Source organism: Nocardioides sp. YIM 152588, assembly GCF_040191335.1.
Lineage (GTDB): Bacteria > Actinomycetota > Actinomycetes > Propionibacteriales > Nocardioidaceae > Nocardioides.
Genome location: NZ_JBEGDJ010000006.1, coordinates 1 through 24811 on the forward strand (window position 1 = coordinate 1; position 24811 = coordinate 24811).

General features: G+C 73.8%; 22 protein-coding genes. 17 read left to right on the plus strand and 5 right to left on the minus strand.

Annotated elements, in window-relative coordinates; genetic code table 11:
• Both ABLM29_RS04975 and ABLM29_RS04980 read left to right on the plus strand, forming a co-directional pair.
• Positions 1-2540 (plus strand): Pls/PosA family non-ribosomal peptide synthetase (locus ABLM29_RS04975; RefSeq protein ID WP_349712820.1); only part of this gene is annotated, 2540 nt, incomplete at its 5' end.
• The gene (locus ABLM29_RS04980; RefSeq protein WP_349712821.1) at positions 2540-3877 is read left to right on the plus strand and encodes a M1 family metallopeptidase; all 1338 of its coding nucleotides are present in this window, start codon (positions 2540-2542) and stop codon (positions 3875-3877) included. The genes ABLM29_RS04975 and ABLM29_RS04980, both read left to right, overlap by 1 nt.
• A gap of 112 nt (positions 3878-3989) precedes the next feature.
• On the opposite strand, the gene ABLM29_RS04985 is transcribed toward ABLM29_RS04980, so the two are convergent.
• On the minus strand, positions 3990-5279 hold the full coding sequence (locus tag ABLM29_RS04985) for a citrate synthase (RefSeq protein WP_349712822.1): 1290 nt from the start codon (positions 5277-5279) through the stop codon (positions 3990-3992).
• 344 nt (positions 5280-5623) lie between these two features.
• On the opposite strand from ABLM29_RS04985, the gene rplM reads away from it, so the two are divergent.
• The 5 genes from rplM to ABLM29_RS05010 all read left to right on the plus strand — a co-directional run bounded on the left by rplM (position 5624) and on the right by ABLM29_RS05010 (position 9963).
• Positions 5624-6067 (plus strand): 50S ribosomal protein L13, encoded by a 444-nt coding sequence (rplM, locus tag ABLM29_RS04990; protein WP_349712823.1) that lies wholly within the window; start codon positions 5624-5626, stop codon positions 6065-6067.
• 34 nt (positions 6068-6101) lie between these two features.
• Positions 6102-6608, plus strand: coding sequence for a 30S ribosomal protein S9 (gene rpsI / locus ABLM29_RS04995; protein ID WP_349712824.1), 507 nt, complete (start codon positions 6102-6104; stop codon positions 6606-6608).
• A 142-nt stretch (positions 6609-6750) separates the two neighbouring features.
• Positions 6751-8127 (plus strand): phosphoglucosamine mutase, encoded by a 1377-nt coding sequence (gene glmM / locus ABLM29_RS05000; RefSeq protein ID WP_349712825.1) that lies wholly within the window; start codon positions 6751-6753, stop codon positions 8125-8127.
• Between the two features lie 148 nt (positions 8128-8275).
• Positions 8276-9169, plus strand: a complete 894-nt coding sequence (locus ABLM29_RS05005) for an ABC transporter ATP-binding protein (RefSeq protein WP_349712826.1) — start codon at positions 8276-8278, stop codon at positions 9167-9169.
• A complete protein-coding gene (locus tag ABLM29_RS05010; RefSeq protein ID WP_349712827.1) occupies positions 9166-9963 on the plus strand; it encodes an ABC transporter permease in 798 nt (265 codons plus the stop codon). Before ABLM29_RS05005 ends, ABLM29_RS05010 begins: the two co-directional genes overlap by 4 nt.
• A 20-nt stretch (positions 9964-9983) precedes the next feature.
• Here the strand turns inward: ABLM29_RS05010 and ABLM29_RS05015 are convergent, their stop codons facing one another.
• Positions 9984-10649, minus strand: a complete 666-nt coding sequence (locus ABLM29_RS05015; RefSeq protein ID WP_349712828.1) for a hypothetical protein — start codon at positions 10647-10649, stop codon at positions 9984-9986.
• A gap of 78 nt (positions 10650-10727) precedes the next feature.
• Positions 10728-11711, minus strand: a complete 984-nt coding sequence (gene coaA / locus ABLM29_RS05020) for a type I pantothenate kinase (RefSeq protein ID WP_349712829.1) — start codon at positions 11709-11711, stop codon at positions 10728-10730.
• Between the two features lie 108 nt (positions 11712-11819).
• Between coaA and ABLM29_RS05025 the strand changes: the two genes are divergently transcribed.
• Positions 11820-12170 (plus strand): holo-ACP synthase, encoded by a 351-nt coding sequence (locus tag ABLM29_RS05025; protein ID WP_349712830.1) that lies wholly within the window; start codon positions 11820-11822, stop codon positions 12168-12170.
• A gap of 121 nt (positions 12171-12291) precedes the next feature.
• Here ABLM29_RS05025 and ABLM29_RS05030 read toward each other — a convergent pair whose 3' ends face one another.
• Entirely contained in the window at positions 12292-13206 is a 915-nt protein-coding gene (locus ABLM29_RS05030; RefSeq protein WP_349712831.1) for a putative endonuclease domain-containing protein, read from the minus strand.
• Between the two features lie 308 nt (positions 13207-13514).
• Here ABLM29_RS05030 and ABLM29_RS05035 point away from each other — a divergent pair, with 308 nt between their 5' ends.
• The 9 genes from ABLM29_RS05035 (at position 13515) to ABLM29_RS05075 (ending at position 22439) form a co-directional block, all read left to right on the plus strand.
• Positions 13515-15017: an NAD(P)H-hydrate dehydratase gene (locus ABLM29_RS05035; RefSeq protein ID WP_349712832.1), complete on the plus strand. Its 1503-nt coding sequence runs from the start codon at positions 13515-13517 to the stop codon at positions 15015-15017.
• Positions 15014-16234: an alanine racemase gene (alr, locus tag ABLM29_RS05040; RefSeq protein ID WP_349712834.1), complete on the plus strand. Its 1221-nt coding sequence runs from the start codon at positions 15014-15016 to the stop codon at positions 16232-16234. The genes ABLM29_RS05035 and alr overlap by 4 nt, the downstream gene beginning before the upstream one ends.
• Positions 16231-17313, plus strand: coding sequence for an alpha/beta fold hydrolase (locus ABLM29_RS05045; protein WP_349712835.1), 1083 nt, complete (start codon positions 16231-16233; stop codon positions 17311-17313). The genes alr and ABLM29_RS05045 overlap by 4 nt, the downstream gene beginning before the upstream one ends.
• Positions 17310-18317: a tRNA (adenosine(37)-N6)-threonylcarbamoyltransferase complex ATPase subunit type 1 TsaE gene (gene tsaE / locus ABLM29_RS05050; protein WP_349712836.1), complete on the plus strand. Its 1008-nt coding sequence runs from the start codon at positions 17310-17312 to the stop codon at positions 18315-18317. The genes ABLM29_RS05045 and tsaE overlap by 4 nt, the downstream gene beginning before the upstream one ends.
• A 26-nt stretch (positions 18318-18343) precedes the next feature.
• Entirely contained in the window at positions 18344-18982 is a 639-nt protein-coding gene (gene tsaB / locus ABLM29_RS05055; RefSeq protein WP_349712837.1) for a tRNA (adenosine(37)-N6)-threonylcarbamoyltransferase complex dimerization subunit type 1 TsaB, read from the plus strand.
• 13 nt (positions 18983-18995) lie between these two features.
• Positions 18996-19502, plus strand: a complete 507-nt coding sequence (rimI, locus tag ABLM29_RS05060) for a ribosomal protein S18-alanine N-acetyltransferase (RefSeq protein WP_349712838.1) — start codon at positions 18996-18998, stop codon at positions 19500-19502.
• 2 nt (positions 19503-19504) lie between these two features.
• Complete coding sequence (gene tsaD / locus ABLM29_RS05065; protein ID WP_349712952.1) at positions 19505-20572, plus strand: tRNA (adenosine(37)-N6)-threonylcarbamoyltransferase complex transferase subunit TsaD; 1068 nt, start codon at positions 19505-19507, stop codon at positions 20570-20572.
• Between the two features lie 113 nt (positions 20573-20685).
• Entirely contained in the window at positions 20686-21786 is a 1101-nt protein-coding gene (locus ABLM29_RS05070; protein ID WP_349712840.1) for an S-(hydroxymethyl)mycothiol dehydrogenase, read from the plus strand.
• Complete coding sequence (locus tag ABLM29_RS05075) at positions 21786-22439, plus strand: MBL fold metallo-hydrolase (protein WP_349712842.1); 654 nt, start codon at positions 21786-21788, stop codon at positions 22437-22439. Before ABLM29_RS05070 ends, ABLM29_RS05075 begins: the two co-directional genes overlap by 1 nt.
• Before the next feature lie 199 nt (positions 22440-22638).
• Here the strand turns inward: ABLM29_RS05075 and ABLM29_RS05080 are convergent, their stop codons facing one another.
• A complete protein-coding gene (locus ABLM29_RS05080) occupies positions 22639-24798 on the minus strand; it encodes an MMPL family transporter (protein WP_349712844.1) in 2160 nt (719 codons plus the stop codon).
• Positions 24799-24811 lie beyond the last annotated feature (13 nt).

Genomic DNA, 24811 nt, shown 5'->3' on the forward strand with positions numbered 1-24811 from the left:
CCGGCCCCGGCTTCGACCTCCACGCCGCCACCGCCCACCTGCGCGCGACCATGCCGGCCGCGCTGGTGCCGCGGCTGGCCGTCGTCGACGACATCCCGACGCGGACCTCCGGCAAGGTCGACCGGGACGCCCTGCCGTGGCCGCTGGCCGGCCCGTCCGGCGGGGGCGCCGCGGGCGCCGACCTGCACGGCACGATGGCCCGGATCGCGGAGGTCTGGGAGCAGGTGATCGGCGCCGGCCCGGACGGCCCCGGCACCGACTTCTTCGACCTCGGCGGCGGCAGCCTCACCGCCGCGCAGGTGGTCACCATGCTGCGTGCCGACCACCCCGAGCTCACCGTCGGCGACGTCTACGCCAACCCGACCGTGGCCGAGCTGGCCGGGTTCCTCGACGCGCTGGACAGCCAGGCGCCGGCGCGGCAGAAGCGCAAGGTCGCGCCGATCCCGCCCAAGTCCCAGGTGGCGCAGGCGCTGGCCGTCCCGGTGCTGCGCCTCTTCGCCCTGCCGCGCTGGCTGGCCTGGGCCGCGCTCGGCTCGCGCCTCGCGCACGACCTGTACGACGTCTCCTGGGTGCCCGCGCCCTCGTGGACCTGGGTGCTGCTCGGCCTGCTGCTCTTCGTCAGCCCGCCGGGCCGGATCCTGGTCGCGGCGGCGGCGATCCGCGCCACGCTCGCCGGGATCACCCCCGGCGACTACGCGCGCGGCGGCAAGGTCCACCTGCGGCTGTGGGCCGCGGAGCGGATCGGCGACCAGGTCGGTGCGGTCAGCCTGGCCGGCGCCCCGTGGCTGCCGTGGTACGCGCTGCTGCTCGGCGCCCGGATCGGGTTCAACGCCGACCTGCACACGCTGCCGCCGGTCACCGGCAACCTGCGGGTCGGCAAGGGCGCCTCGATCGAGCCCGAGGTCGACCTGTCCGGCTACTGGATCGACGGCAACACGCTGCACCTGGGCACGGTGGTGATCGGCAAGCGGGCCCGGATCGGCACCCGCTCCATGCTCGGCCCCGGTGCGGTCGTCGGCGACGACGCCGAGGTGGCGCCGGGCTCCGCGGTCTTCGGGACGGTGCCCGAGGGCGAGTTCTGGAGCGGGGCGCCGGCGGTGCGGATGAGCCGCAGCGCGCGCGGTCCCTGGGACGACCGGCCGCGCGCGAGCCGCGGCTGGTCGACGGCGTACGGCGCCCTCGCGCTGCTGCTCGGGTCCCTGCCGGTGCTGGCGGTGGTGATCACCGCCGCCCTGCTGCTGGCGCTGGCCGACCCGGCCGCCAGCGACGGCCCGGGGGACCTGGCCTGGCTGCTGGTCCCGGGCACGCTCATCGGGTGGCCGGTCCTCGCGGCGCTGGTGCTGCTCGTGGTCCGGGCCCTCGGCGCCGGGCTGGAGCCGGGCGCGCACCCGGTCCGCAGCCCGCAGGCCCTGCGGGTGTGGGGCACGATCCGGGTCCTCGACGAGGCCCGCACCTGGCTGTTCCCGCTCTACAGCTCCCAGCTCACCCCGATCTGGCTGCGCCTGCTCGGCGCCCGGATCGGCAAGGACGTGGAGGCGTCGACGGTGCTGATGATCCCGTCGCTGTGCCACGTCAACGACCAGGCGTTCCTCGCCGACGACACCCTGATCGGCGGCTACGAGCTCGGCGGCGGCTGGCTGCGCGCCGAGCGGGTCAAGGTCGGCAAGCGCGCGTTCGTCGGCAACTCGGCGATGGCCGCGCCGGGACGCAAGGTGCCCAAGCGGTCGCTGGTCGCCGTGCTCTCGGCGGCGCCCCAGCGCAAGACGATCCAGGCCGGGGAGTCCTGGCTGGGCAGCCCGCCGGCGCCCCTGCGCCGGGCCGAGCAGGAGGGCAGCGACGAGCGCACCTACGCGCCGCCGACCCGGCTCAAGGCGGCCCGGGCGGCCTGGGAGGTGGCCCGGCTGCTGCCGGTGCTGCTGGCCGTCGCCCTCACCGCGCTGGTCGCGGTCGCCGCGGTGCGGGTGTGGGAGGCCGACGGGGTGGTCGCCGCGGCGGTCGCCCTGGCGCTCGGGCTCGTCGTCGGCGGCGCCCTCGCGGCCCTGGTCGCGGTCGGCGCCAAGTGGCTCCTGATCGGTCGGGTCGACCAGGGCAGCCACCCGCTGTGGAGCTCGTTCGTGTGGCGCAACGAGCTGGCCGACACGTTCGTCGAGGTGCTCGCCGTGCCCTGGTTCGCGGGCCTGGCGACCGGCTCCCCGCTGCTCAACGCCTGGTTCCGGGCGATGGGCGCGAAGGTCGGCCGCGGGGTCTGGTGCGAGACCTACTGGCTGCCCGAGGCCGACCTGGTGACGCTCGGCGACGGCGCCACCGTCAACCAGGGCAGCGTCGTGCAGACCCACCTGTTCCACGACCGGCTGCTCGCCACCGACCGGGTGAGCCTGCTGGCCGGAGCCACCCTCGGCTCCAACTCCGTCGTGCTGCCCGCCGCCGGTATTGGGCGGCACGCTACGGTCGGCCCGGTGTCCCTGGTGATGAGAGGCGAGAGCGTGCCCCACAAGACCCGCTGGATCGGCAACCCGATCGGACCCTGGGTCGAAGACTGATGCCGAACTCGCTGCCGACCGCCGATCCCTACCTGCCCGGCCACGGCGACCCCGCCTACCGGGTCCACCACTACGACCTCGACCTCGGCTACGCCGTGGACGGGAACCGCCTCGACGGCACCGCCGTGCTCGACCTGGAGGTCCTCGAGCCGACCCGCCGGATCGTGCTGGACCTGATCGGCCTCGGCGTCGGCAAGGTCCGGCTCACCGGCGCCAAGATGCGGCGGTTCGACCACCGCGGCGGGCGCCTGGTGCTGACCCTGGCCGCGGAGGCCGCCGCCGGCACCCGGATGACCGCCACGATCCGATACTCGGGCAAGCCGGCGCCGGTGATCGACGCCCACCACGGCGACGCCGGCTGGGAGGAGCTGACCGACGGCTCGATCGTCGCGGCCCAGCCGCACGGGGCGCCCACCTGGTTCCCGTGCAACGACCGCGCGGGCGACAAGGCGACCTACCGGATCGTGGTCACCGCGCCGACCGGCTACTACGTGGCCGCCAACGGCGAGCTGACCGAGCACCGGCGCCGCGGCAGCGGCGAGACCTGGACCTACGACATGGACCGCCCCATGTCGACCTACCTGGCGACCGTGCAGATCGGCCGCTACCGGGTGCGCGAGCACTGGTCGGCCGAGGGCGCGCCGCCGGTGCGCACCGTGATCCCCGAGGGCCTCAACCCCGGGGTGCTGGAGGGCTGCTTCGACCAGCAGCCGGAGATGATGGCCGCCTTCGAGCGCTGGTTCGGGCCCTACCCGTTCACCTCCTACACCGCCGTCGTGACCGCGGACGACCTGGAGATCCCGCTGGAGAGCCAGGGGCTGTCGACGTTCGGCCGCAACTTCTGCTCCAGCGACTGGTCGCAGGTGCGGTTGATCGCCCACGAGCTGTCCCACCAGTGGTTCGGCAACGCCGTCACCCTGGCCCGGCAGCGCGACATCTGGCTGCACGAGGGCTTCGCCTGCTACAGCGAGTGGCTGTGGTCGGAGGAGAGCGGCGGGCCGCGCTCCTGCGACGGCTGGGCCCGCCACCACCACGCGCGGCTCGCGTCCGCCGACCAGGATCTGCTGCTGGTCGACCCCGGGCCGGACCTGATGTTCGACGACCGCGTCTACAAGCGCGGCGCGCTGGCCGTGCACGCGGTGCGCCTCGCGGTCGGGGACGAGGCGTTCTTCGACCTGCTGCGCGGCTGGGTGGAGCGGTACGCCGGCGGCTCGGTCACCACCGAGGACTTCCTGGCGTTCGCGGGGGAGTCGACCGGCGCCGACGTCGCGGCCCTGCTCGCCCCCTGGCTGAACGAGACCGCGCTGCCGCCGTACCCGCGAGTCGGCACAAACTGACGGCCCCAAGGGCGCGAGTCGGCAGAAACTCCCTGCCGACTCGGCCCGAAAAGCAGCGAGTCGGCAGAAACTGACTGTCAGTTTCTGCCGACTCGCGCTCAGGCGGGAGGGCTCAGGCCCAGCGCTCCTCGCGCGGGACGAAGTCCAGCGTGCGCTCGCCCGTGTAGATCTGCTTCGGCCGGGCGATCTTCTGCTCCTTGTCCTGGACCAGCTCGAGCCACTGGGCCAGCCAGCCGGGGGTGCGGCCGATCGCGAACAGCACGGTGAACATCTCCGGCGGGAACTGCAGCGCCTCGTAGATGAGCCCGGAGTAGAAGTCGACGTTCGGGTAGAGCTTGCGCTTGACGAAGTACTCGTCCTCGAGCGCGATCTTCTCCAGCTCCTGGGCGACCTCGAGGAGCGGGTTGACCCCGGTCACCTCGAAGACGTCGTCGCAGGCCTTCTTGATGATCTTGGCGCGCGGGTCGTAGTTCTTGTAGACGCGGTGGCCGAAGCCCATCAGCCGCTCGTTGCCGGCCTTGACGCCCTCGATGAAGGCGGGGATCTCGGACTTGCTGCCGATCCGGCGCAGCATCCGCAGCACCGCCTCGTTGGCGCCGCCGTGCAGCGGGCCGTAGAGGGCGCCGATGCCGGCCGAGACCGCCGAGTAGGGGTCGACCTGCGAGGAGCCGACGGAGCGGACCGCGTTGGTCGAGCAGTTCTGCTCGTGGTCGGCGTGCAGGATGAAGAGGGTGTCCAGCGCCTTCGCGATGCGCGGGTCGGGGTCGTACTTGACCTCGCTCATCTTGAACAGCATCGAGAGGAAGTTCTCGGCGTAGGAGAGGTCGTTGTCCGGGTAGACGTAGGGCTTGCCCTGCGCGTGCCGGAACGCCCAGGCGCCGAGGGTCGGCATCTTCGCGATCATCCGGACGATCTGGATGTGGCGGTTGTCGGCGTCGGCGATGTTGCCGGACTCGGGGTAGAACGTCGACAGGGCCCCCACCGACGCCATCAGCATCCCCATCGGGTGCGCGTCGTACCGGAAGCCCTGCATGAAGCTCTTCACGTTCTCGTGCACGAACGTGTGGAAGGTGATCTCGTGCTCCCACGCCTCGTACTCCGTCTTCGTCGGGAGTGCGCCGTGGATCAGCAGGTAGGCGACCTCGAGGAAGCTCGAGTTCTCCGCCAGCTGCTCGATCGGGTAGCCCCGGTACTCCAGGATCCCCTTCTCCCCGTCGATGTAGGTGACGGAGCTGCGGCAGGAGGCGGTGTTGACGAAACCGGGGTCGTAGACGGCCAGGCCGGGCTGCTCCGCATCGGCCTTGATCTGCCCGAGGTCGGCGGCCTTGATGGTGCCGTCGAGGATCGGGATGTCATACTCCGCGCCGGTGCGGTTGTCGCGTACGGTGAGAGAGTCAGTCACTCTTGCACCGTAGCCCCACCGCGAGTACGCCGGTAACCCGGTGTCCGAATTGGGGGTTGTCCGGGCTGCTCCCAGGCGTGCGCGTGGTTTTGACCCGCCGCCCACGGCGCCCGTAATCTTGGTGGTCGCGTCCCCTGCCGCCTTGTGTCCGTGAGCTCCGATCGTGAGCGCGACGGACCCGGGGCAGTCCCGGATCGCTCGTGGATCGCCGAGAGGCGAGCGCGCGTGGGCCGGGCTGAGTTCGTCAGAGGACGCGGGTGCCGACCGCCGACCGGGCGGGCGGCTCCAGCCGGCCCACGAACCCCGCGGGCTGGTCCACGAACGACCAGAGAGTGAACGTATCCATGCGTACGTACGCCCCGAAGCCCGGCGACGTCGAGCGCCAGTGGCTCGTGATCGACGCGACCGACATCGTGCTCGGCCGCCTCGCGGTGACCGCCGCCACCCTCCTGCGCGGCAAGCACAAGCCGATCTTCGCCCCGAACGCCGACACCGGTGACTACGTCATCATCGTCAACGCGGACAAGGTCGCCCTGAGCGGCAAGAAGCGCACCGACAAGCTCGTCTACCGCCACTCCGGTTTCCCGGGTGGTCTGACCGCCACCCCCATCGGTGAGGTCCTGGACAAGGACGCCCGCAAGGCCATCGAGAAGGCCGTCTGGGGCATGCTGCCCAAGAACCGCCTCGGTCGCCAGATGATCAAGAAGCTGAAGGTCTACAACGGCCCGGCTCACCCGCACCAGGCCCAGCAGGCCGTCCCGTTCGAGATCACCCAGATCTCCCAGTGACTCGTTGACCGAAGCTAGGAACTAAGGACTCATCGTGGCTGAAACCACCAACACCGAGGTCGAGGAGACCTTCGACGTCGACGAGCAGGGTGTCGCCTACACCAGCGAGAGCACCCAGTCGGCCGCCGACGCCGCCGCCCGTCCCGCCACCATCGCCCCCGCCACGGCCACCGGCCGTCGCAAGGAGGCCGTCGCCCGCGTCCGGATCGTCCCGGGCACCGGCGAGTGGAAGGTCAACGGTCGCACCCTCGACTCGTACTTCCCGAACAAGCTGCACCAGCAGGTCGTCAACGAGCCCTTCGTGGCCGCCGGCCTCGAGGGCCGCTTCGACGTCATCGCCCGCATCCACGGCGGTGGCATCACCGGTCAGGCCGGCGCCCTGCGCCTCGGCGTGGCCCGCGCCCTCAACGCCGTCGACGTCGAGGCGAACCGCCCGGTCCTGAAGAAGGCCGGTCTGCTCACCCGCGACGCCCGTGCGATCGAGCGCAAGAAGGCCGGTCTCAAGAAGGCCCGCAAGGCGCCGCAGTACAGCAAGCGCTGATCCGGGGCTGCGCGCCGGTGGCCGTGGTCCAGCACCGCGGCGACCGGCGCAGCCCGGGTGCGACGGGACCATGCTCCGCTCTGGCGGAGCGTGGTCCCGTTGTCGTTTCATGGTGGATCCACAACGGTGTGAGGGGAGAAGCGTGGGCCGAATCTTCGGTACCGACGGAGTCCGAGGTCTGGCGAACGGCCAGCTGACCGCCGAGCTGGCGCTGGACCTGGGCGTCGCCGCGGCGCGGGTGCTCGCCGCCCACGCCGGCGACCGTCCCCGGCCCGCCGGTCGGGTCCGACCGCTGGCCGTGGTCGGCCGCGACACCCGGATCTCCGGCCAGTTCCTCGAGCACGCCATCGTGGCCGGCCTCGCCTCCGCCGGCGTGGACGTGCTGCTGCTGCGCGTGCTGCCCACCCCCGGCGTCGCCTACCTCACCGACGCCCTGGAGGCCGACGCCGGCGTCGTGATCAGCGCCTCCCACAACCCGATGCCGGACAACGGGATCAAGTTCCTCGCCCGGGGCGGCGTCAAGCTCGACGACGTCATCGAGGCAGAGATCGAGGCGGTGCTCGGCCAGGAGTGGGACCGCCCGACCGGCGGCGACGTCGGCCGGGTCTCCGAGTACGGGCCGACCGTGCAGGAGTACGCCGCCCACCTGGTCGCCACGGTGCCGCAGACCGGCTCCGACGTGCTGCCGCTGGACGGGCTGCGGGTCGTCCTCGACTGCGCCCACGGCGCCGCCCACGAGGTCGGCCCGAAGGCGCTGCGCGCCGCCGGCGCGACCGTGATCGCGATCGGCGCCGACCCCGACGGCCTCAACATCAACGACGGCGTCGGCTCCACCCACCTCGACCACCTGCGCGCCGCGGTGCTCGAGCACGGCGCCGACGCGGGCTTCGCGGTCGACGGCGACGCCGACCGCTGCCTGGCGGTCGACCACACCGGCGCGGACGTGGACGGCGACCAGATCATGGCGATCCTGGCGCTCGGCCTGCTCGCGGACGGGCGCCTCGTCGACGACACCCTGGTCGCCACCGTGATGAGCAACCTGGGGCTGATCAAGGCGATGGAGGCCGCCGGGGTCCACGTGAAGCAGACCGCGGTCGGCGACCGCTACGTGCTCGAGGAGATGCGCTCCGGCGGCTACAGCCTCGGCGGCGAGCAGTCCGGCCACGTCATCCTGCGCGACCACGCCACCACCGGCGACGGCGTGCTCACCGCGCTGCACGTGCTGCAGCGGATGGCCCGGACCGGGAAGTCGCTGGCCGACCTGGCCGGCGTGGTCACCCGGCTCCCGCAGGTCCTGGTCAACGTCCCCGGCGTGGACCGGGCCCGCGCCGCCACCGACGAGGCCCTCCTGGCCGCCGTCGCGGAGGCCGAGGACGGGCTGGCCGGCGACGGCCGCGTGCTCTTGCGGCCCTCCGGCACGGAGCCGCTGGTGCGGGTCATGGTCGAGGCGCCGACGGCGGAGCGGGCGCGGGAGGTCGCGGAGTCGCTCGCCGACGTGGTGCGGGAGCGGCTCGGCTGATCCCCTCCTGCCCCCTCGCCCCGCCTGGCCGGGGTCGTGTGCCTGAGACATCGGCATGGCGGGGTGTGGGGCACACGAGCGGCGCGTGCGGGAGGGTGGGGGCTCCCCGCGGCCCGAGCGCTCCGGGCGGTCCGATAGGAATGTCGGCATGGACGCACCCGTGCTGGCGGTCGAGGACCTCGGCAAGAGCTTCGGCGCCGTCCGGGCCGTCGACGGGCTGAGCTTCTCGGTCCGGCCCGGCGCCGTCACCGGCTTCCTCGGCCCCAACGGCGCCGGCAAGACCACGACGCTGCGGATGCTGCTCGGCCTGACCCGACCGACGCAGGGGCGCGCGCTGATCGCCGGGCGCCCCTATGGCGAGCATCCGGTGCCGGCGCGCCTGGTCGGCGCCGCGCTGGAGGCCTCGGGCTTCCACCCCGGTCGCACCGGCCTCGCGCACCTGGAGGTGTACGCCGCGCAGGCGGGCGTCGACCGCGCACGCTGCCGTGAGCTCATCGAGATGGTCGGCCTCGGCGGCGCCGCCACCCGCCGGGTCGGCGGCTACTCGATGGGGATGCGGCAGCGGCTCGGCCTGGCGACCGCCCTGCTCACGGACCCGCCGGCCATCGTCCTCGACGAGCCCACCAACGGGCTCGACCCCGAAGGCATCCGCTGGATGCGCTGGCTGATGCGCACCTTCGCCGCCGAGGGGCGCACCGTGCTGGTCTCCAGCCACCTGCTCTCCGAGGTGCAGCACACCGTCGACGACGTCGTGATCATCGCCCGCGGGCGGCTGGTCGCCGCCTCCTCCCTGGCCGACCTCAGCGCGCAGACCGTGCCGCTGACCTACGTCGAGGCGCCGGACCGGCCGGCGTTCGACCGGCTCTGCGCCGACCGCGGCTGGGCCGGCCGGCCCGACGGCGGCGGCGTGCTGCTCGAGGGGGTCGCGGCCGCGGACGTGGGCGCGGCGGCGTACCGGTCCGGGGTGGAGCTGCACCAGCTCGTCAGCCGCGGCGGCGACCTCGAGGACCTGTTCCTGCGGATGACGGGGGAGCAGCGATGAGGAACGCCCTGCTCGCCGAGTACCGCAAGGTCGTCAGCACCCGGCTGTGGTGGATCCTGCTGGGGGCGCTCGCCGCCTACCTGGCGTTCGTCGGGGGCGTGCTCGCCTTCTCGATCGTCTTCGCCCCCGACGACCAGGCGCTGCCGGTGTCGGGGGAGCAGGCCGCGGCCGGCGTGTACGGGCTGATCAACGCCATCGGCTACGTGTTCCCGCTGGTGATCGGCAGCCTGCTGGTCACGGCCGAGTTCCGCTACCAGACCATCACCGAGTCGCTCCTCGTCGAGCCGCGGCGCGGGGTGCTGCTGGGCGGCAAGCTGCTCGTCGCGGTGCCACTGGGCCTGCTCTACGGCGTCGTCGGCATGGTCGCGCTGGTCGGCACGACCGCTCCGCTGCTGGCCTGGCGCGGCGAGGGTGCCTACCTCACCGACCCCGACGTCCTGGTGGTGATCAGCCTGGGCGTGCTGGTCACCGCGCTGTGGGCGGTGATCGGGGTCGCGTTCGGCGCGGTGGTGCCCAACCAGGTCGCCGCGATCGTCGTGCTGCTCGCCTTCACGCAGTTCGTCGAGCCCATCGCCCGGCTCGCGCTCGGCGCGTTCGAGCTCACGTCGTCCGTGGCCCGGTTCCTCCCCGGCGCGGCCGCCGACGGCCTGATCGGGGTGAGCCTGATCGGGGAGATGGGCGGCGGCTCGGGCGACCTGCTGCCGCGGTGGGCGGCGCTGCTGGTGCTGGTCGCGTACGCCGTGGCGCTGGCCGCCGTGGGCAGGGCCACCACGCTGCGCCGCGACATCGGCTAGCGGTCACCGCGGCCCGGCGGTCACCGCCAGCGGACCGGGTTGCCCTCGGCGCTGCTGTACGCGCCGGTCGGCGGCGCGAACACGGCGGTGGTGACGGCCTCCGGCTCCGCCGCCAGGTAGGGCACGCAGCTGGAGATGGTGCGCCCGTCGACGAAGCCGGGCGGGAAGCTGACCGCCGTGCAGTGGTCCCAGTCGCCGATCACGTAGAGCGTCTGAGCCGCCGCGCCGTCGTCCAGCACGCCCTTGACCGACTCGTTGATCGAGCGCGACGCGAGGTCGTCGCTGCCGGCGACGCCGGTCACCGAGAACCGGACGTAGTAGGGCACGTAGCCGTCGGCCTGATCGCCGAGACCGAGCTCGGCGAGGTCGGCCGCGCTGCCGCGCTCGATCCGCTCGACGGCGAGCCGGACCCGGCTGTCGCCGTCACCCGCCGAGAACGGGAGGATCGCGGACTCGCCCAGCCGCAGCTCGGAGCCCGGCCGCGTCAGCGCGCCGGAGTCGCCCGCGCCGCCGAGGCCGTCCTGGCCGTCCGGCAGCACCGGAGTGCTCCCGGTCGGAGAGGCCGGCCCCTGCGGGCCGGACGTGGCCCCGTCGCGCCCGTCGGCGCCCCGGCCGGCGCTGGTGCACGCACCCAGCGCGAGCGCCGCCAGCGCGAGCGCCGGCACCAGGGCGCGCGTGGGCAGCATGGGACGTGGCCTCCGAGTCGGCATACCTGCGGTATCCCCCGTCGTGCCGCCGGCAAACCCGTTCGCGGCCCGCTTCGCTCAGATCTTTCGGAGCCGTACGTAGCGCACGGAGTGGTCGGCGTCCTTGCGCAGCACCAGCGTCGCCCGGGAGCGGGTGGGCAGCACGTTCTGCTCCAGGTTCGGTCCGTTGATGGTGTCCCAGATGCGGCGCGCCTCGTCGACGGCGCTGTCGTGGGTGAGCGCCGCGTACTTGGCGAAGTAGGAGTTCGGGTCGCGGAACGCCGTCTCGCGCAGCCGCAGGAACCGGTCGACGTACCACTCCCGGATGTGGCCGACCTTGGCGTCGATGAAGATCGAGAAGTCGAAGAAGTCCGACAGGCCCAGGCCCGTGCGGCCGTCGTCGCGCACCCGCGCGGGCTGCAGCACGTTGAGGCCCTCGATGATCACGATGTCGGGGCTCTTCACCACGACCTTCTCGTCCGGGACGACGTCGTAGACCAGGTGGGAGTAGACCGGCGCCTCCACCTCGTCCTTGCCGGACTTGATGTCGACGACGAACTTCATCAGCTTGCGCCGGTCGTAGGACTCCGGGAACCCCTTGCGCTGCAGCAGGCCGCGGCGGACCAGCTCGGCGTTGGGGTAGAGGAACCCGTCGGTCGTCACCAGCTCCACGTTCGGGTGCTCGGGCCAGCGCGCCAGCAGCTGCTGCAGCACGCGCGCGCTGGTGGACTTGCCGACCGCCACCGACCCGGCCAGGCCGATCACGAACGGGGTGCGCGGCGGCGTGCGGGCGTGCAGGAACGCCTCCTGGGCCCGGTGCAGCTTGCCCGCGGACTCGACGTACAGGCTGAGCAGGCGCGAGAGCGGCAGGTAGACCTCCACGATCTCGCGCAGGTCCAGCTGGTCGCCCAGGCCGCGCATCCTGCTGACCTCGTCCGCGGTCAGCGGGCTCTCCGTCTCCGACGCCAGCGCCGCCCAGGTCGCGCGCTCGAGCTCGACGTAGGGCGAGGCCTCGCGGGACGGGTCGGGCAGGGAGCCGTTGCTGCCACCGGAGCCGCCCATGGGTGGGATTGTTGCAGCCGATCGGCCAGCGGTCCGCAGGACCTCCCAGGCAGTGATACCCGGACCCGTAGAGTCTGCGGGCATGGGCGGGATGGCGGGCCGGGGCGCATGATCATCGGCATCGGCACCGACGTCTGCGACATCGACCGGTTCGCGGACTCGCTGCAGCGCACCCGCGGCCTGGCCAACCGGCTCTTCGTCGGCGGCGAGCGCGGCCTCCCCGTCGCCTCCCTCGCCGCCCGGTTCGCCGCCAAGGAGGCACTCGCCAAGGCCCTCGGCGCACCCCCGGGCCTCTCCTGGCACGACGCCGAGGTGTTCCGCGAGCCCTCCGGCCGGCCCGTGTTCCTGCTGCGCGGGACCGTCGCCACGGAGGCCGAGCGGCACGGTGTGCGGGCGGTGCACCTGACCATGAGCCACGACGGTGGGATCGCGACCGCGACGGTGGTGCTGGAGGGCTGAGCGCTCTCCTTCGTGCTTCGGTTGGGGTGGGTCGGCTCCTTGGTGCGGGTCGTTCTCCTCGGGGTGGGTCGTGTGCCTGACGCATCGGTATTTGCGGTCCTGGAGCACACGACCGCTCGGCTCACGCGGCGTGCGCGAGCAACCCCAGCGTGAACAGGTCACGAGCGACCTCCTGCGGCTCGTGGCGCACCTCGAACGCGGTCGCCCGCACGATCAACCGCCCCGGGACGGTGAGGCGGCGCGAGCGCCGGAGGTCGGCCGCCCACTGGCCGGCCTCCATGTGGAAGGAGCCGTCGACCTCGAGCACCAGGGACGTGCCGTCGGGGAGCCGCCACTCGCAGTCGGTCCAGCGGCGCCGCCCGTCGGCGTCGAGCCGCGGCGTCTGGAGGTCCGGCTCCGGCACGCCGTAGCGGCGGCACATCCGGAGCACGTCGCGCTCGGCGCCGGACCGCACACCGCCCTCGACGTCGCGCATCATCTCCCGGAACGCGGGCGCCCTGCGCAGCGGCTTGAGGACCTGGATCCACTCCAGCAGTCGGTCGGCCGTGGTCAGGTGCTGCTGCACCGCGGCCGCGAGAACGCCGTGGGCGGGGCGGAGCGGCGCGTCGTACGCGGCCCACAACAGGAGCGCGGGCTCGAGGTGGCACGACGGCACCCCTGCTCTGGGTGAGGCCAGCAGGTCGAAGGGTCGTCGGGAGCGGAAGAACCGGATGCCGGGCACCGGCTCGAACGCGAGCTCGTCGTCGACCACGACCGTGACCGTGCTGCGCTCCCACCCGACCAGGCCGTGCCGGGCCCCCGCGGTCAGGCCGCCGACCAGGCTCCGCGGACCGGCGTGGAGCACGCCGAGCCACCGTTGCTGGTCGACGGTGAGCTCGCCGGTGAACGTGCTGATCACGCGCGGGGACCGTGCCTTCCAGCGTCCGGCGGCGATGTGTCGGTCGACGGCGTTCCATCCCATGCCGCGCGCGGTGAGCTGGCGCCGCGCGATCATCCCGGACTGCCGCCGGGCGAGTGCTTCGATCTCTGAGTTCATGGCGGTTCCATGCCGCGGCCCGCTCGGCCGCAATCCTGCGGCGTCGGCTGTCCACAGGCGCCCTGGGGCGCGGGCCCCGCGTCGGTGCGGGTCGTGTGCCTTAGGCATCGGTATTCGGGTGTGTGGGGCACACGAGGGCGGAATCGGGGCCGTTGGCGGCGGATCGGGCGTGGGTCGTGTGCCTGAGACAGCGGCATGCGGGGGTCTCAGGCACACGAGGGCTCTCGGGCACACGACCCGCCACCCGCACGGGGTCTCGGGCACACGACCCACCACCCACCACCCCGGACCCGACTACCGTGGCGCCCGTGATCCGTGCGCACACCGTGGAGCAGGTCCGCGCCGCCGAGCGCGCGCTGATGGACCGCCTCCCCGAGGGCACCCTGATGCAGCGCGCCGCGACCGGGCTGGCCCACGCGGTGGCCGACTACCTCGGCGGGGCCTACGGGCGGCGGGTGGTGCTGCTGGTGGGGCCGGGGGACAACGGCGGCGACGCCCTGTACGCCGGCGCCCAGCTCGCCCGACGGGGGGCCGCGGTCGAGGCGTGGCTGCTCGCGACCCAGGCCCACGCCGCGGGCGTGGCGACCCTGCGCGCCGCCGGCGGCCGGATCGTCGACGCCGTCGACGGCCCGCCCGCCACCGCCACCACCGCCACCACCACCACCGCCACCACCGCCACCGCCACCGCCACCAGCACCCCGGCCGGCCGCGGCCCCGAGGTGGTGGTGGACGGCATCGTCGGCATCGGCGGACGCCCCGGGCTCCGGGCCAACGCCGTGGCAGCACTCGACGCGCTCGCCGGCGTTCCCGTGGTGGCCGTCGACGTCCCGTCGGGGGTCGACGTCGACACCGGCGAGCTCGACGGCCCGCACGTCAGCGCCGACCTCACGGTCACCTTCGGCACCCACAAGGTGGCCCACCTCGTCGACCCCGCGGCCCACGCCGCCGGCGCGCTGCACCTGGTCGACATCGGCCTCGGCCCCGACCTCGCCGACCGGAGTGCGGCCGTCACCGCGCTGCGGCCCGAGGACGTCGCGGCGCTGCTGCCGCGCCCGGACCGCGACGCGCACAAGTACACGCGGGGCGTCGTGGGCATCCGCGCCGGCTCGCCGTCCTACCCGGGCGCCGCGCGGCTCAGCGTCGCGGGCGCGTCGTGCGGGCTGGTCGGCATGGTCCGGTACGTCGGCGACCCGGCCGTCCGCGCGGCGGTCCAGGCGGACCACCCGGAGGTGGTCGGCGCGGGCCGCGTGCAGGCGTGGGTGGTCGGCTCGGGCAGCGACGCCGGGGCGCGGGCGGCGCTGGAGGAGGCGCTGGCCGACGACGTACCGGTGCTCGTCGACGCCGACGCGCTGTCCCTGCCCGACCTCGCCGACCTGGTCGGCGGCCGCCCCGCGACCCGCGGCACCGTGCTCACCCCGCACGCCGGCGAGCTCGCGCGGATGACCGGCGCCGACCGGGCCGACGTGGAGGCCCGGCCGCTGGCCCACGCCCGCCGGGCGGCCGAGACCTACGACGCGGTGGTGCTGCTCAAGGGCCACCACACCCTCGTCGCGCGCCCCGACGGGCGCACCGCGGTGACGGCCACCGGCACGCCCTGGCTGGCGACCGCCGGCGCCGGCGACGTGCTCGGCGGCGTCATCGGCGCCCTGCTGGCCGCGGGCCTCGAACCGTTCGCCGCCGCGGCGGCCGGGTCGTGGTTGCACGGGGCCGCCGCGACCCTCGCCGCGGCACACGGTCCCATCGTCGCCGGCGACGTGGCCGCGGCCCTGCCCGGCCTGATCGGCCGGGTGATGGGAGAATCGGCGGTATGAACCCGTCGCCCGGCACCCCGGAGATCCGCGTCGATCTGGGTGCGATCCGGGCCAACGCCGCTCGGCTGGTCGCCCACACCAAGGCGCCGCTGATCGCCGTGGTCAAGGCGGACGGCTACGGCCACGGCATGGTGGAGGCGGCCCGCGCGGCCAAGGACGGCGGCGCGTTCGCGCTGGCGGTGGCCGCCCCCGAGGAGGCGCTGGCGCTGCGCGAGGCGGGCCTGCCGGGGATGATCCTGTGCTGGCTCACCAACCCCGACACCGACTACAAGGCCTGCATCGCCGCCGGGCTCGACGTCACCGCCTACTCGGTCGCCGAGCTCGACGCCATCGCCGAGGCGGCGGCCGCCGCCCCGGCCCCGGCCTCCGGCGGGGAGCGGGCCCGGGTCCAGCTCAAGGTGGACACCGGGCTGACCCGCGGCGGTGCCCCGCGCTCGGAGTGGGAGGCGCTCTTCGCCCGCGCCCGCCGCGGCGAGCAGGAGGGGTCGTGGCGGATCACCGGCGTCTGGTCGCACTTCGCCTGCTCCGACGACCCCGACCACCCGGCGAACGACGAGCAGGAGCGCGCCTTCCGCGAGGCGCTCGCGCAGGCGGGCGCGGCCGGCCTGGACCCCGAGATCACCCACCTGTCGAACTCCGCCGCTGCGATCCTGCGCCCGTCGGCCCGCTTCACCGCGGTCCGGTGCGGGATCGCGCTCTACGGCCTGGACCCCGCACCGGGGCACACCCCGGACATCGGGCTGCGGCCGGCGATGACCGTCCGCGCCCCGCTGGTCATGGTCAAGGACGCCGAACCGGGCGCGGGCGTCTCCTACGGCCACCTGTGGCGGGCCGAGCGCGAGACGACCCTCGGCCTCATCCCGTTGGGCTACGGTGACGGCATCCCGCGGCACGCCTCCTCCCCGGACCCCGCCACCGCCGCCGAGGTCCTGGTCGCCGGACGCCGACGTCCGATCCGCGGGCGGGTCTGCATGGACCAGTTCGTGGTCGACCTCGACGGCGACCGCCCGCCCGTCGGCGCCGAGGTGGTCCTGTTCGGGCCCGGCGACGACGGCGAGCCGACCGCGCAGGACTGGGCCGAGGCGTGCGGCACCATCAACTACGAGATCGTCACCCGGATCGGAGGACGCATGTCCCGGACCTACGACGACAGCGGCGACACCTTCGTGCACACCCCGACCGTCCACACCCCGGCCCGGCACGGGAGCCAGGGATGAGCGTCCGCGGCAGGATCCTCACCTCGGTCGCCGGGGCGCTCGGCGTCGCGGCCGTCGGCACCGCCCTCGGGGTGGCCCGCGAGCAGCGCCAGATCAGCCGCCGCGCCGGCGAGGAGATCCCGTTCGGCTCGCTCCGCTCGGAGCCGATCACGGTCGTCGCCGACGACGGCGTGCCGCTGCACGTCGAGGTCGACGACGTGGGCGAGGAGCTCTCCAGCGGCCTGTTCCGCCGCGGTCGGGGCAGCCGGCCGCCGGTGACGGTGGTCTTCGTGCACGGCTACTGCCTGCAGATGGACTGCTGGCACTTCCAGCGGGCGGCGTACCGCGGCCTCGTCCGCTCGGTCTACTACGACCAGCGCTCCCACGGCCGCTCCGGCAAGTCCGCCCGGGAGAACGCCACCTTCGACCAGCTCGGCCGCGACCTCAAGGCCGTGATCGACGCGGTCGTGCCGGACGGCCCGGTGGTGCTCGTCGGGCACTCGATGGGTGGGATGTCGATCATCGCCCTCGCCGAGCAGTACCCGGAGATGATCGGCGAGAAGGTGGTCGGCGTCGGGCTGATCTCCACCACCGCCGGCGGCCTGGACCCGGGCCGGCTGCTGCTGCCGCTGGTGCCCGCCCGGCTCAGCGGCCCGTTCAGCCACCGCGCGGTCAGCACGCTGCAGCGCCGCCACCGCCACGTCGACGGCCTGCGCCGCCTCGGCCGGATGGTCGCGACCGTCGCCACGGACAAGCTGGCGTTCGGTGCCGAGGTCCCGCAGGGGTACGTCGAGTTCGTCGACGACATGCTGTCGGCGACGTCGTTCGAGGTGATCGCCGACTTCTTCCCGCACTTCGCCGGCCTGGACAAGTTCCACCTGATCGAGCTGTTCGGGAGGGTGCCCACCTCGATCATCTGCGGCACCGACGACAGGCTCACGTCGATCGGCCACGCCCGGAAGCTGCACAGCCGCATCCCCGGCTCGCGGCTCCTGGAGTGCGAGGGCGCGGGGCACATGGTGATCCTGGAGTGCCACGACCTCGTCAACGCCGAGCTGGACCAGCTGATCACCGCGGCCACGGCGGTGCCGACCCGGTGAGCGCGGCAGAGACCGGCCAGGCCCGCCCCGAGCCTGCCGAGGTGACCGTCCGCGCCGTCGGCCCCGAGGCCGCGCACGAGGTGCTGGCGGTGGTCCATGCCGCCTTCGCCGGACGGCCGGTGCTGGACCCGCCCACCGACGCCCTGAGCGAGGACCTGGACTCGCTGGCCACCAAGCTCTCCCACGCCGGCGGCCTGCTCGCCGAGATCGACGGCCGGCCGGTCGCCGCGGTGGTCCTCGACCCCGACGGCGCAGACCCCGACGGCACCGACCCCGCGGCGGGCCGCGACCGCACGGTCTACCTGCGCCGCTTCGGGGTGATCCCCGACGCCCAGGGCCACGGCGTCGCCCACCGGCTGGTCGACGCGGCCGTCGACCACGTCGCGCGCCACCTGCCGCGTGCCGAGCGCCTGGTCGTGCTGGCCCGCGAGGAGCTGCCGCGCACCGTCGCCTTCTGGCGCGGCTGCGGCTTCGTCGAGTTCGAGCGGCACGAGCCGTACATCGAGCTCGGCCGCGCCGTCCCGCGGCGGTACGACGTCCCGACGGCCGAGTCGATGCGCGAGCTCGCCGAGGGGCTGGCCGGGGTGCTGCGCGCCGGCGACGTGCTGGTGCTCACCGGCGAGCTGGGTGCGGGCAAGACCACCTTCACCCAGGGCCTGGGCGCGGGTCTCGGCGTGCGTGGCGGGGTCACCTCGCCGACGTTCGTGATCGCCCGGGTGCACCCGTCGCTGCGCGGAGGCCCGGCGCTGGTGCACGTCGACGCCTACCGGCTGCACGGCGCCCCCGAGCTCGACGACCTCGACCTCGACACCGACCTCGACCAGGCCGTCACCGTCGTCGAGTGGGGGGAGGGGCTGGCCGAGGCGCTGACCGACTCCCCGCTGCAGGTCCGGATCGCCCGGACGCTGGCGGCGACCGAGGCCGACCCCGAGGACGACCCGCGGGTGGTCGAGGTCGTGGCCTCCGGCCCCCGCTGGGCGGGCGTCCGCCTGCCACGCCGCTAGCGGCCGCAGGGCGCTACGCTCGACGGGTGCTGCTCGCCTTCGACACCGCCTCCCCGACGGTGACCGTCGCGGTCCACGACGGCAGCGACGTCGTCGCCGAGCTGGCCGGCGAGTCCGGCATGCGCCACGGCGAGGAGCTCGCTCCGCTGATCGACCGCGCGCTGCGCCGGGCCGGGGTGGTGCCCGCGGACCTGTCCGCGATCGCGGTCGGCGTCGGCCCCGGCCCGTTCACCGGCCTGCGCGTCGGCCTGGTCACCGCCCGGACCCTGGGCCACGTGCTCCAGGTCCCGGTGCACGGCGTGTGCAGCCTCGACGTGCTCGCGATCCACGCGGTGGCCGCCGCGGTCGTCGACTCCCCGTTCCAGGTCGCCACCGACGCGCGCCGCAAGGAGGTCTACCTGGCCTCCTACGACGAGCGCGCCCGCCGGGTCGACGGCCCGGTCGTGGAGCGCCCCGCCGTCGTCGCGACCGACGCGCCGGTGGTGGGCGAGGGCGCGGCGCTCTACCCCGACGCCTTCCCGAACGCCCGCGGCCCGCTGCGCCCGTCGGCCGGGTACCTGGCCCGCGCCGTGGTCGGGGAGTACGCCGAGATCCTCGACCCCGAGCCGCTCTACCTGCGCCGGCCCGATGCGGAGATCCCGCGCGCGCCGAAGCCGGTCTCGTGACGGGGCTGGTCTCGTGACGGGGCCGGGCGACCCGGTCCGGGTGCGCCCGGCCGGCCCCGGCGACCTCGACGCCGTCGTGGCGCTGGAGGCGGAGGGCTTCGCCGGGGACGCCTGGTCGCCCACCCTCGTCGCGGACGGCCTCGGCGGCGGCGTCCCGACGGTCGGCTACCTCGTCGTCGAGGACGGCGACGGGGTCCAGGGGTACGCCGTGGTGAGCGTGGTCGGCGAGGACGCCGAGCTGCAGCGGATCGTGACCGCCTCCGGGCGGCGGCGGACCGGCCTCGGGCGGAGCGTGCTGGCCGCCGTACGCGAGCACGCCGCCGCCGGCGGCGCCGACCGGCTGTTGCTGGAGGTCCGCGAGGACAACGCGGCGGCGCTGGCCCTGTACGCCGCCGACGGGTTCACCGAGATCGCGCGCCGCAGGCGCTACTACCGCGACGGCGCGACGGCCGTCATCCTCGAACGACACCTGGACGGTCCGCCCGACGACGCTGGGGCGACCGGCACAATGGAGGCGTGAGCATGCGTGACGAGCCGCTGGTGCTCGGTATCGAGACGTCCTGCGACGAGACCGGCGTCGGCATCGTCCGCGGCCACACGCTGCTCGCGGACGCCGTGGCGAGCAGCGTCGAGGAGCACGCCCGCTTCGGCGGCGTGGTGCCGGAGGTGGCCAGCCGGGCGCACCTGGAGGCGATGGTGCCGACCATCGACCGGGCCTGCGAGACCGCCGGCATCGCCCTGGCCGACGTCGACGCGATCGCGGTCACCCACGGCCCCGGCCTGGCCGGCGCGCTGCTGGTCGGCGTGGCCAGCGCGAAGGCGCTCGCGCTCGGCCTCGGCAAGCCGCTCTACGGCGTCAACCACCTCGCCTCCCACGTCGCGGTCGACCAGCTCGAGCACGGTCCGCTGCCCGAGCCGTGCCTGGCGCTGCTGGTCTCCGGCGGCCACTCCAGCCTGCTCCGGGTCACCGACATCACCGGCGACCACGGTGACGGTGCCGGGGTGGACCCGATGGGCGCGACGATCGACGACGCGGCGGGGGAGGCCTTCGACAAGGTCGCCCGTCTGCTCGGGCTGCCGTTCCCGGGCGGCCCGCACATCGACCGCGCGGCCCGCGAGGGCGACAGCGTGGCGATCGACTTCCCGCGCGGCCTGACCAGCCGCCGCGACCTGGAGCGGCACCGCTTCGACTTCTCGTTCTCGGGTCTCAAGACCGCGGTGGCGCGGTGGGTCGAGGCGCGCGAGCGCTCCGGCGAGCCGGTGCCGGTCGCCGACGTCGCGGCGTCGTTCCAGGAGGCCGTCTGCGACGTGCTGGTGCGCAAGGCGCTGGACGCCGCGCAGGCCGACGGGATCGAGGACCTCATGATCGGCGGCGGCGTCGCCGCGAACTCCCGGCTGCGTGCGATGGCGGAGGAGCGGGCCGCGAAGGTCGGGGTCCGGGTGCGGGTGCCGCGGCCGGGGCTGTGCACCGACAACGGGGCGATGGTCGCCGCGCTCGGCTCGACGATGGTGGCCCGCGGGCGGACGCCGTCCTCGTTGGGCCTGCCGGCCGACTCGAGCCTCCCCGTCACGGACGTTCTCGCCAGCTGATCCCGTTTCACCGCATGAGCGAATGTTTACCTTAAGGCAACGTTCGGTCGTTAGATTGGTCCAGCCCACCCCGTCGGCGTCCAAGCCCGTGGCGCCACCCACCAGGAGGATCCATGCAGCAGGTCAAGGCCGTCGTCGCACGCGCGAAGGGCGCCCCGGTCGAGCTCACCACCATCAACGTCCCCGACCCCGGTCCGGGCGAGGCGGTGGTGAAGATCCAGGCGTGCGGGGTGTGCCACACCGACCTGCACTACCGGGAGGGCGGGATCAACGACGAGTTCCCGTTCCTGCTCGGCCACGAGGCCGCGGGCATCGTGGAGTCCGTGGGTGACGGCGTCACCGAGGTCGCCCCGGGTGACTTCGTGGTGCTCAACTGGCGCGCCGTCTGCGGCGAGTGCCGCGCGTGCAAGCGCGGCGACCTGCAGTACTGCTTCGCCACCCACAACGCGACGCAGAAGATGACGCTGGAGGATGGCACCGAGCTCTCCCCGGCGCTGGGCATCGGCGCGTTCGCGGAGAAGACGCTGGTCGCCGCCGGCCAGTGCACCAAGGTCGACGCCTCGGCCCGCCCGGCCGCCGTCGGCCTGCTCGGCTGCGGCGTGATGGCCGGCATCGGCGCCGCGATCAACACCGGCGCGGTGACCCGCGGCAAGTCGGTCGCCGTGATCGGCTGCGGCGGCGTCGGCGTCGCGGCGATCGCCGGCTCCGCGCTGGCCGGGGCGAGCCCGATCATCGCCGTCGACATCGACCCCAAGAAGCTCGAGGCCGCCAAGAACCTCGGCGCCACCCACACCGTGGACTCCTCGCAGGTCGACGCCGTCGAGGAGATCAAGCGGATCTGCGCCGAGACCTACGAGGGCGCCGACGGTGCCGACGTCGTGGTCGAGGCCGTCGGGCGCCCCGAGACCTGGAAGCAGGCCTTCTACGCCCGCGATCTGGCCGGCACCGTCGTCCTCGTCGGCGTGCCGACGCCGGACATGAAGGTCCCCGACCTGCCGCTGATCGACGTCTTCGGCCGCGGCGGCGCCCTGAAGTCCAGCTGGTACGGCGACTGCCTGCCCAGCCGGGACTTCCCGATGCTGGTGGACCTCTACCAGCAGGGCCGCCTCGACCTGGACGCCTTCGTCACCGAGGAGATCGGCATCGAGGACGTGGAGGCCGCCTTCGGTCGGATGCACCACGGCGACGTGCTGCGCTCGGTGGTCGTCCTCTGATGGGCGCTGCGACCGGACTCCGCGTCGACCACGCCGTCACCAGCGGCACCTTCAGCCTCGACGGCGAGACCTTCGACGTCGACAACAACATCTGGGTCGTCGGCGACGACACCGAGTGCGTCGTGATCGACGCGCCGCACTCGGTCGAGGACATCCTGGCCGTGGTGGGGGAGCGGACGGTCAAGGCGATCGTGCTGACCCACGCCCACGACGACCACTGCCGGATGGCGCCGCCGCTGCGCGCGGCGGCCAACGGCGGCTCGGGCGCCCCGATCATGCTGCACCCCGACGACCGCCCGCTGTGGGAGCTGACCCACGGCGGTCCGGACGACGAGGACGCCACGCTGTGGGACCTCGACCTGGCCGACGGCCAGGAGATCTCGGTCGGCGGCACGACCCTGACGGTGATCCACACCCCGGGCCACGCCCCGGGCGCTGTGTGCCTCTACTCGGCGGACCTGGGCGCCGTCTTCACCGGCGACACGCTCTTCCACGGCGGCCCCGGCGCCACCGGCCGCTCGTTCAGCGACCGGCCGACGCTCGAGGCGTCCATCCGCGCCTCGCTGTTCGACCTGCCGGCCGACACGGTCGTGCACACCGGGCACGGCGACGACACCACCATCGGCGCGGAGGCCGACGCGCTGGGTCGCTGAGCCCGCTGTCTCGGTGCCGGGTCGTGTGCCTGAGGCATCGGCATAGGCGGGTCTCAGGCACACGACCCGCGGCACGCGGCGCCCGATGCCTCCCCGCACGACCAGCACCAGCACCAGCACCAGCAGCAACACCAGCGGCCCCGGCCGCCCGAGTGATCGGGCGACCGGGGCCGCTGCGCGTGGTGCCGCCGGGGCCGTGTCAGGCCCGGGCCGGCTCCTCGACGGGCTCCTCCGGCTCGGCCGGCGCCTTCTCGTCCCCGTGGCCGGGCCACCAGGCGGCGTGCCCGATCAGGGCGGTCAGCGCCGGGGTGAAGAACATCGCCATCACGAACGCCGCCACGAAGATGCCGAACGAGAGCGCGAAGCCCATCGACACGATCAGCGTGTTGCCACCCAGCATCAGCGACGCGAACGTGCCGGCGAGGATGACGCCCGCGGCAGCGATCGTCGGACCGGCGTGCTTGATCGCCTCGGCGGCCGCCGCCCGCGGGTCCTTGCCCTCGCGGGCCTCCTCACGCAGCCGCGCGATCATCAGGATGTTGTAGTCGGTGCCCAGCGCCGTCACGAACAGGTAGATGTAGATCGGCAGCATGAAGATCAGGCCCGGCTCGCCCTGGACGTGCTGGAACACGATCACGGTCGCACCCAGGGTCGCGGCGAAGCCGAGGCCGACCGCCGCCATCAGGTACCAGGGCGCCACCAGGCTGCGCAGCAGCAGCGCCAGGATCAGCATGATCACGATCGCCGCGACCGGGAAGACGACCTTGTAGTCGCGCACCATCGCCTGCTGCAGGTCGGCGAAGATCGACGGGGTGCCGCCGACGTACGCCTCGGTGCCCGCGGGGGCGGCCGAGTGCGCGAGGTCGCGGATCGGCCCCTTGGTCAGCTCCAGCGCCTCGTCGGACGAGGGGTCGACGTCCAGGATCAGCGAGATCTGGGCCGTGGTCCCGTCGTCGGAGACCAGTGCCGGCGCGACCTGTGCGACGCCCTCGGCCCCGGCCAGGGCCTCGCCGTACGCCGCCAGCTCCTGCTCGTCCAGGGTGCCCTCGTCGGCCCGCACCAGCACCGGCACCGGGTCCGAGGTGCCCGCGGCGAAGTGGTCGAGGTAGGTGGCCTGCGCCTGGCTGGACTCGAGGTCGTCGGGAACGCTGGAGCTGAAGTCGAACGACGGGGAGAAGCCGAGCGCGAAGACCGCGAGCGCGGCCATCACGAGGCCGGAGGCGGTGGCGTAGAGGCCGGGGCGGCGGGCCAGGCCCTGGCCCCGGGCCGCGAACCGGGCCGCCTCGGGCTCGACCTTCCACTTCTTCGACGGCCAGAACAGGGCCCGGCCGAGCACGGTGACCACGGCCGGGACCAGGGTCAGTGCGGCCACGAGCGTCACCGCGACGGCGATCGCCAGCGCGGGCCCGATCGCCTTGAAGATGCCGAGCGAGCTCAGCACCAGCGCGAGGAACGCCACGATCACCGCGCCACCGGCGGAGGCGATGGCCTCACCGGCCCGCTCCAGGGCGTAGACCACGGCGCCCGGGGTGTCGGCGACCTGGCGCATCCGCTCCCGGTACCGGAAGAGGAAGAACAGGATGTAGTCGGTGCCGATGCCGTAGAGGACGACCACGAGGATCGTCTCGATCGAGGAGTCCGCCTTGAGGTCGAAGATCTCGTTCGCCCAGGAGATCATCCCGGTCGCGACGAACGAGACGATGGTGACCACGACCACCGGCAGCAGGCAGATGATCACGCTGCGGAAGATGATCGCGAGCAGCGTGACGATCAGGACGATCGTCGCGATGCCGACGATCGCCAGGGTCTGCTCGCTCGACTCCTGGGAGTCGAGGCCCTGCAGCACGGGACCGCCGGACTGCACCTTCAGGTCGCTGTCGGCGACCAGGTCGTCGAGGTCGCCGCGCAGCTCCTTGCCGTCCTCGACCGCCTGCGGGTCGTAGCCGGTGGCGCCGTCGGCGAGGCCGACGATGCCCAGCGCGACCTGGCCGTCGGCGGAGAGGTTGGGCTGGCCCTGCTCGTTCACGACGAAGACCTGCGGCAGGAAGGTCTCGGTCCTCAGCTGCGGGCCGAGCTCCTCGGCGACCCGGGCCACCTCGGCCTGGTCCTCCTCGGTCAGCGGCTCCCCGTCCTCGCGCTCGAAGACCAGGATCGCGGCCGGCGTGATCGCGGCCGGGAACTTCTCGGCCTGCAGGGTCATGGCCTGGATCGACTCGTAGTGGTCGGGCAGGAAGTCCGACTCCTCCGAGGTGGTCTGCAGGGCAGGGGCGAGGGAGACGACGGCGACGGCGAGCGCCACCCACGCGCCGATCACGTACCAGGGATGACGGGAGATGAACCGTCCTAGAGCTTTGAACACGGGGGAGAACGCT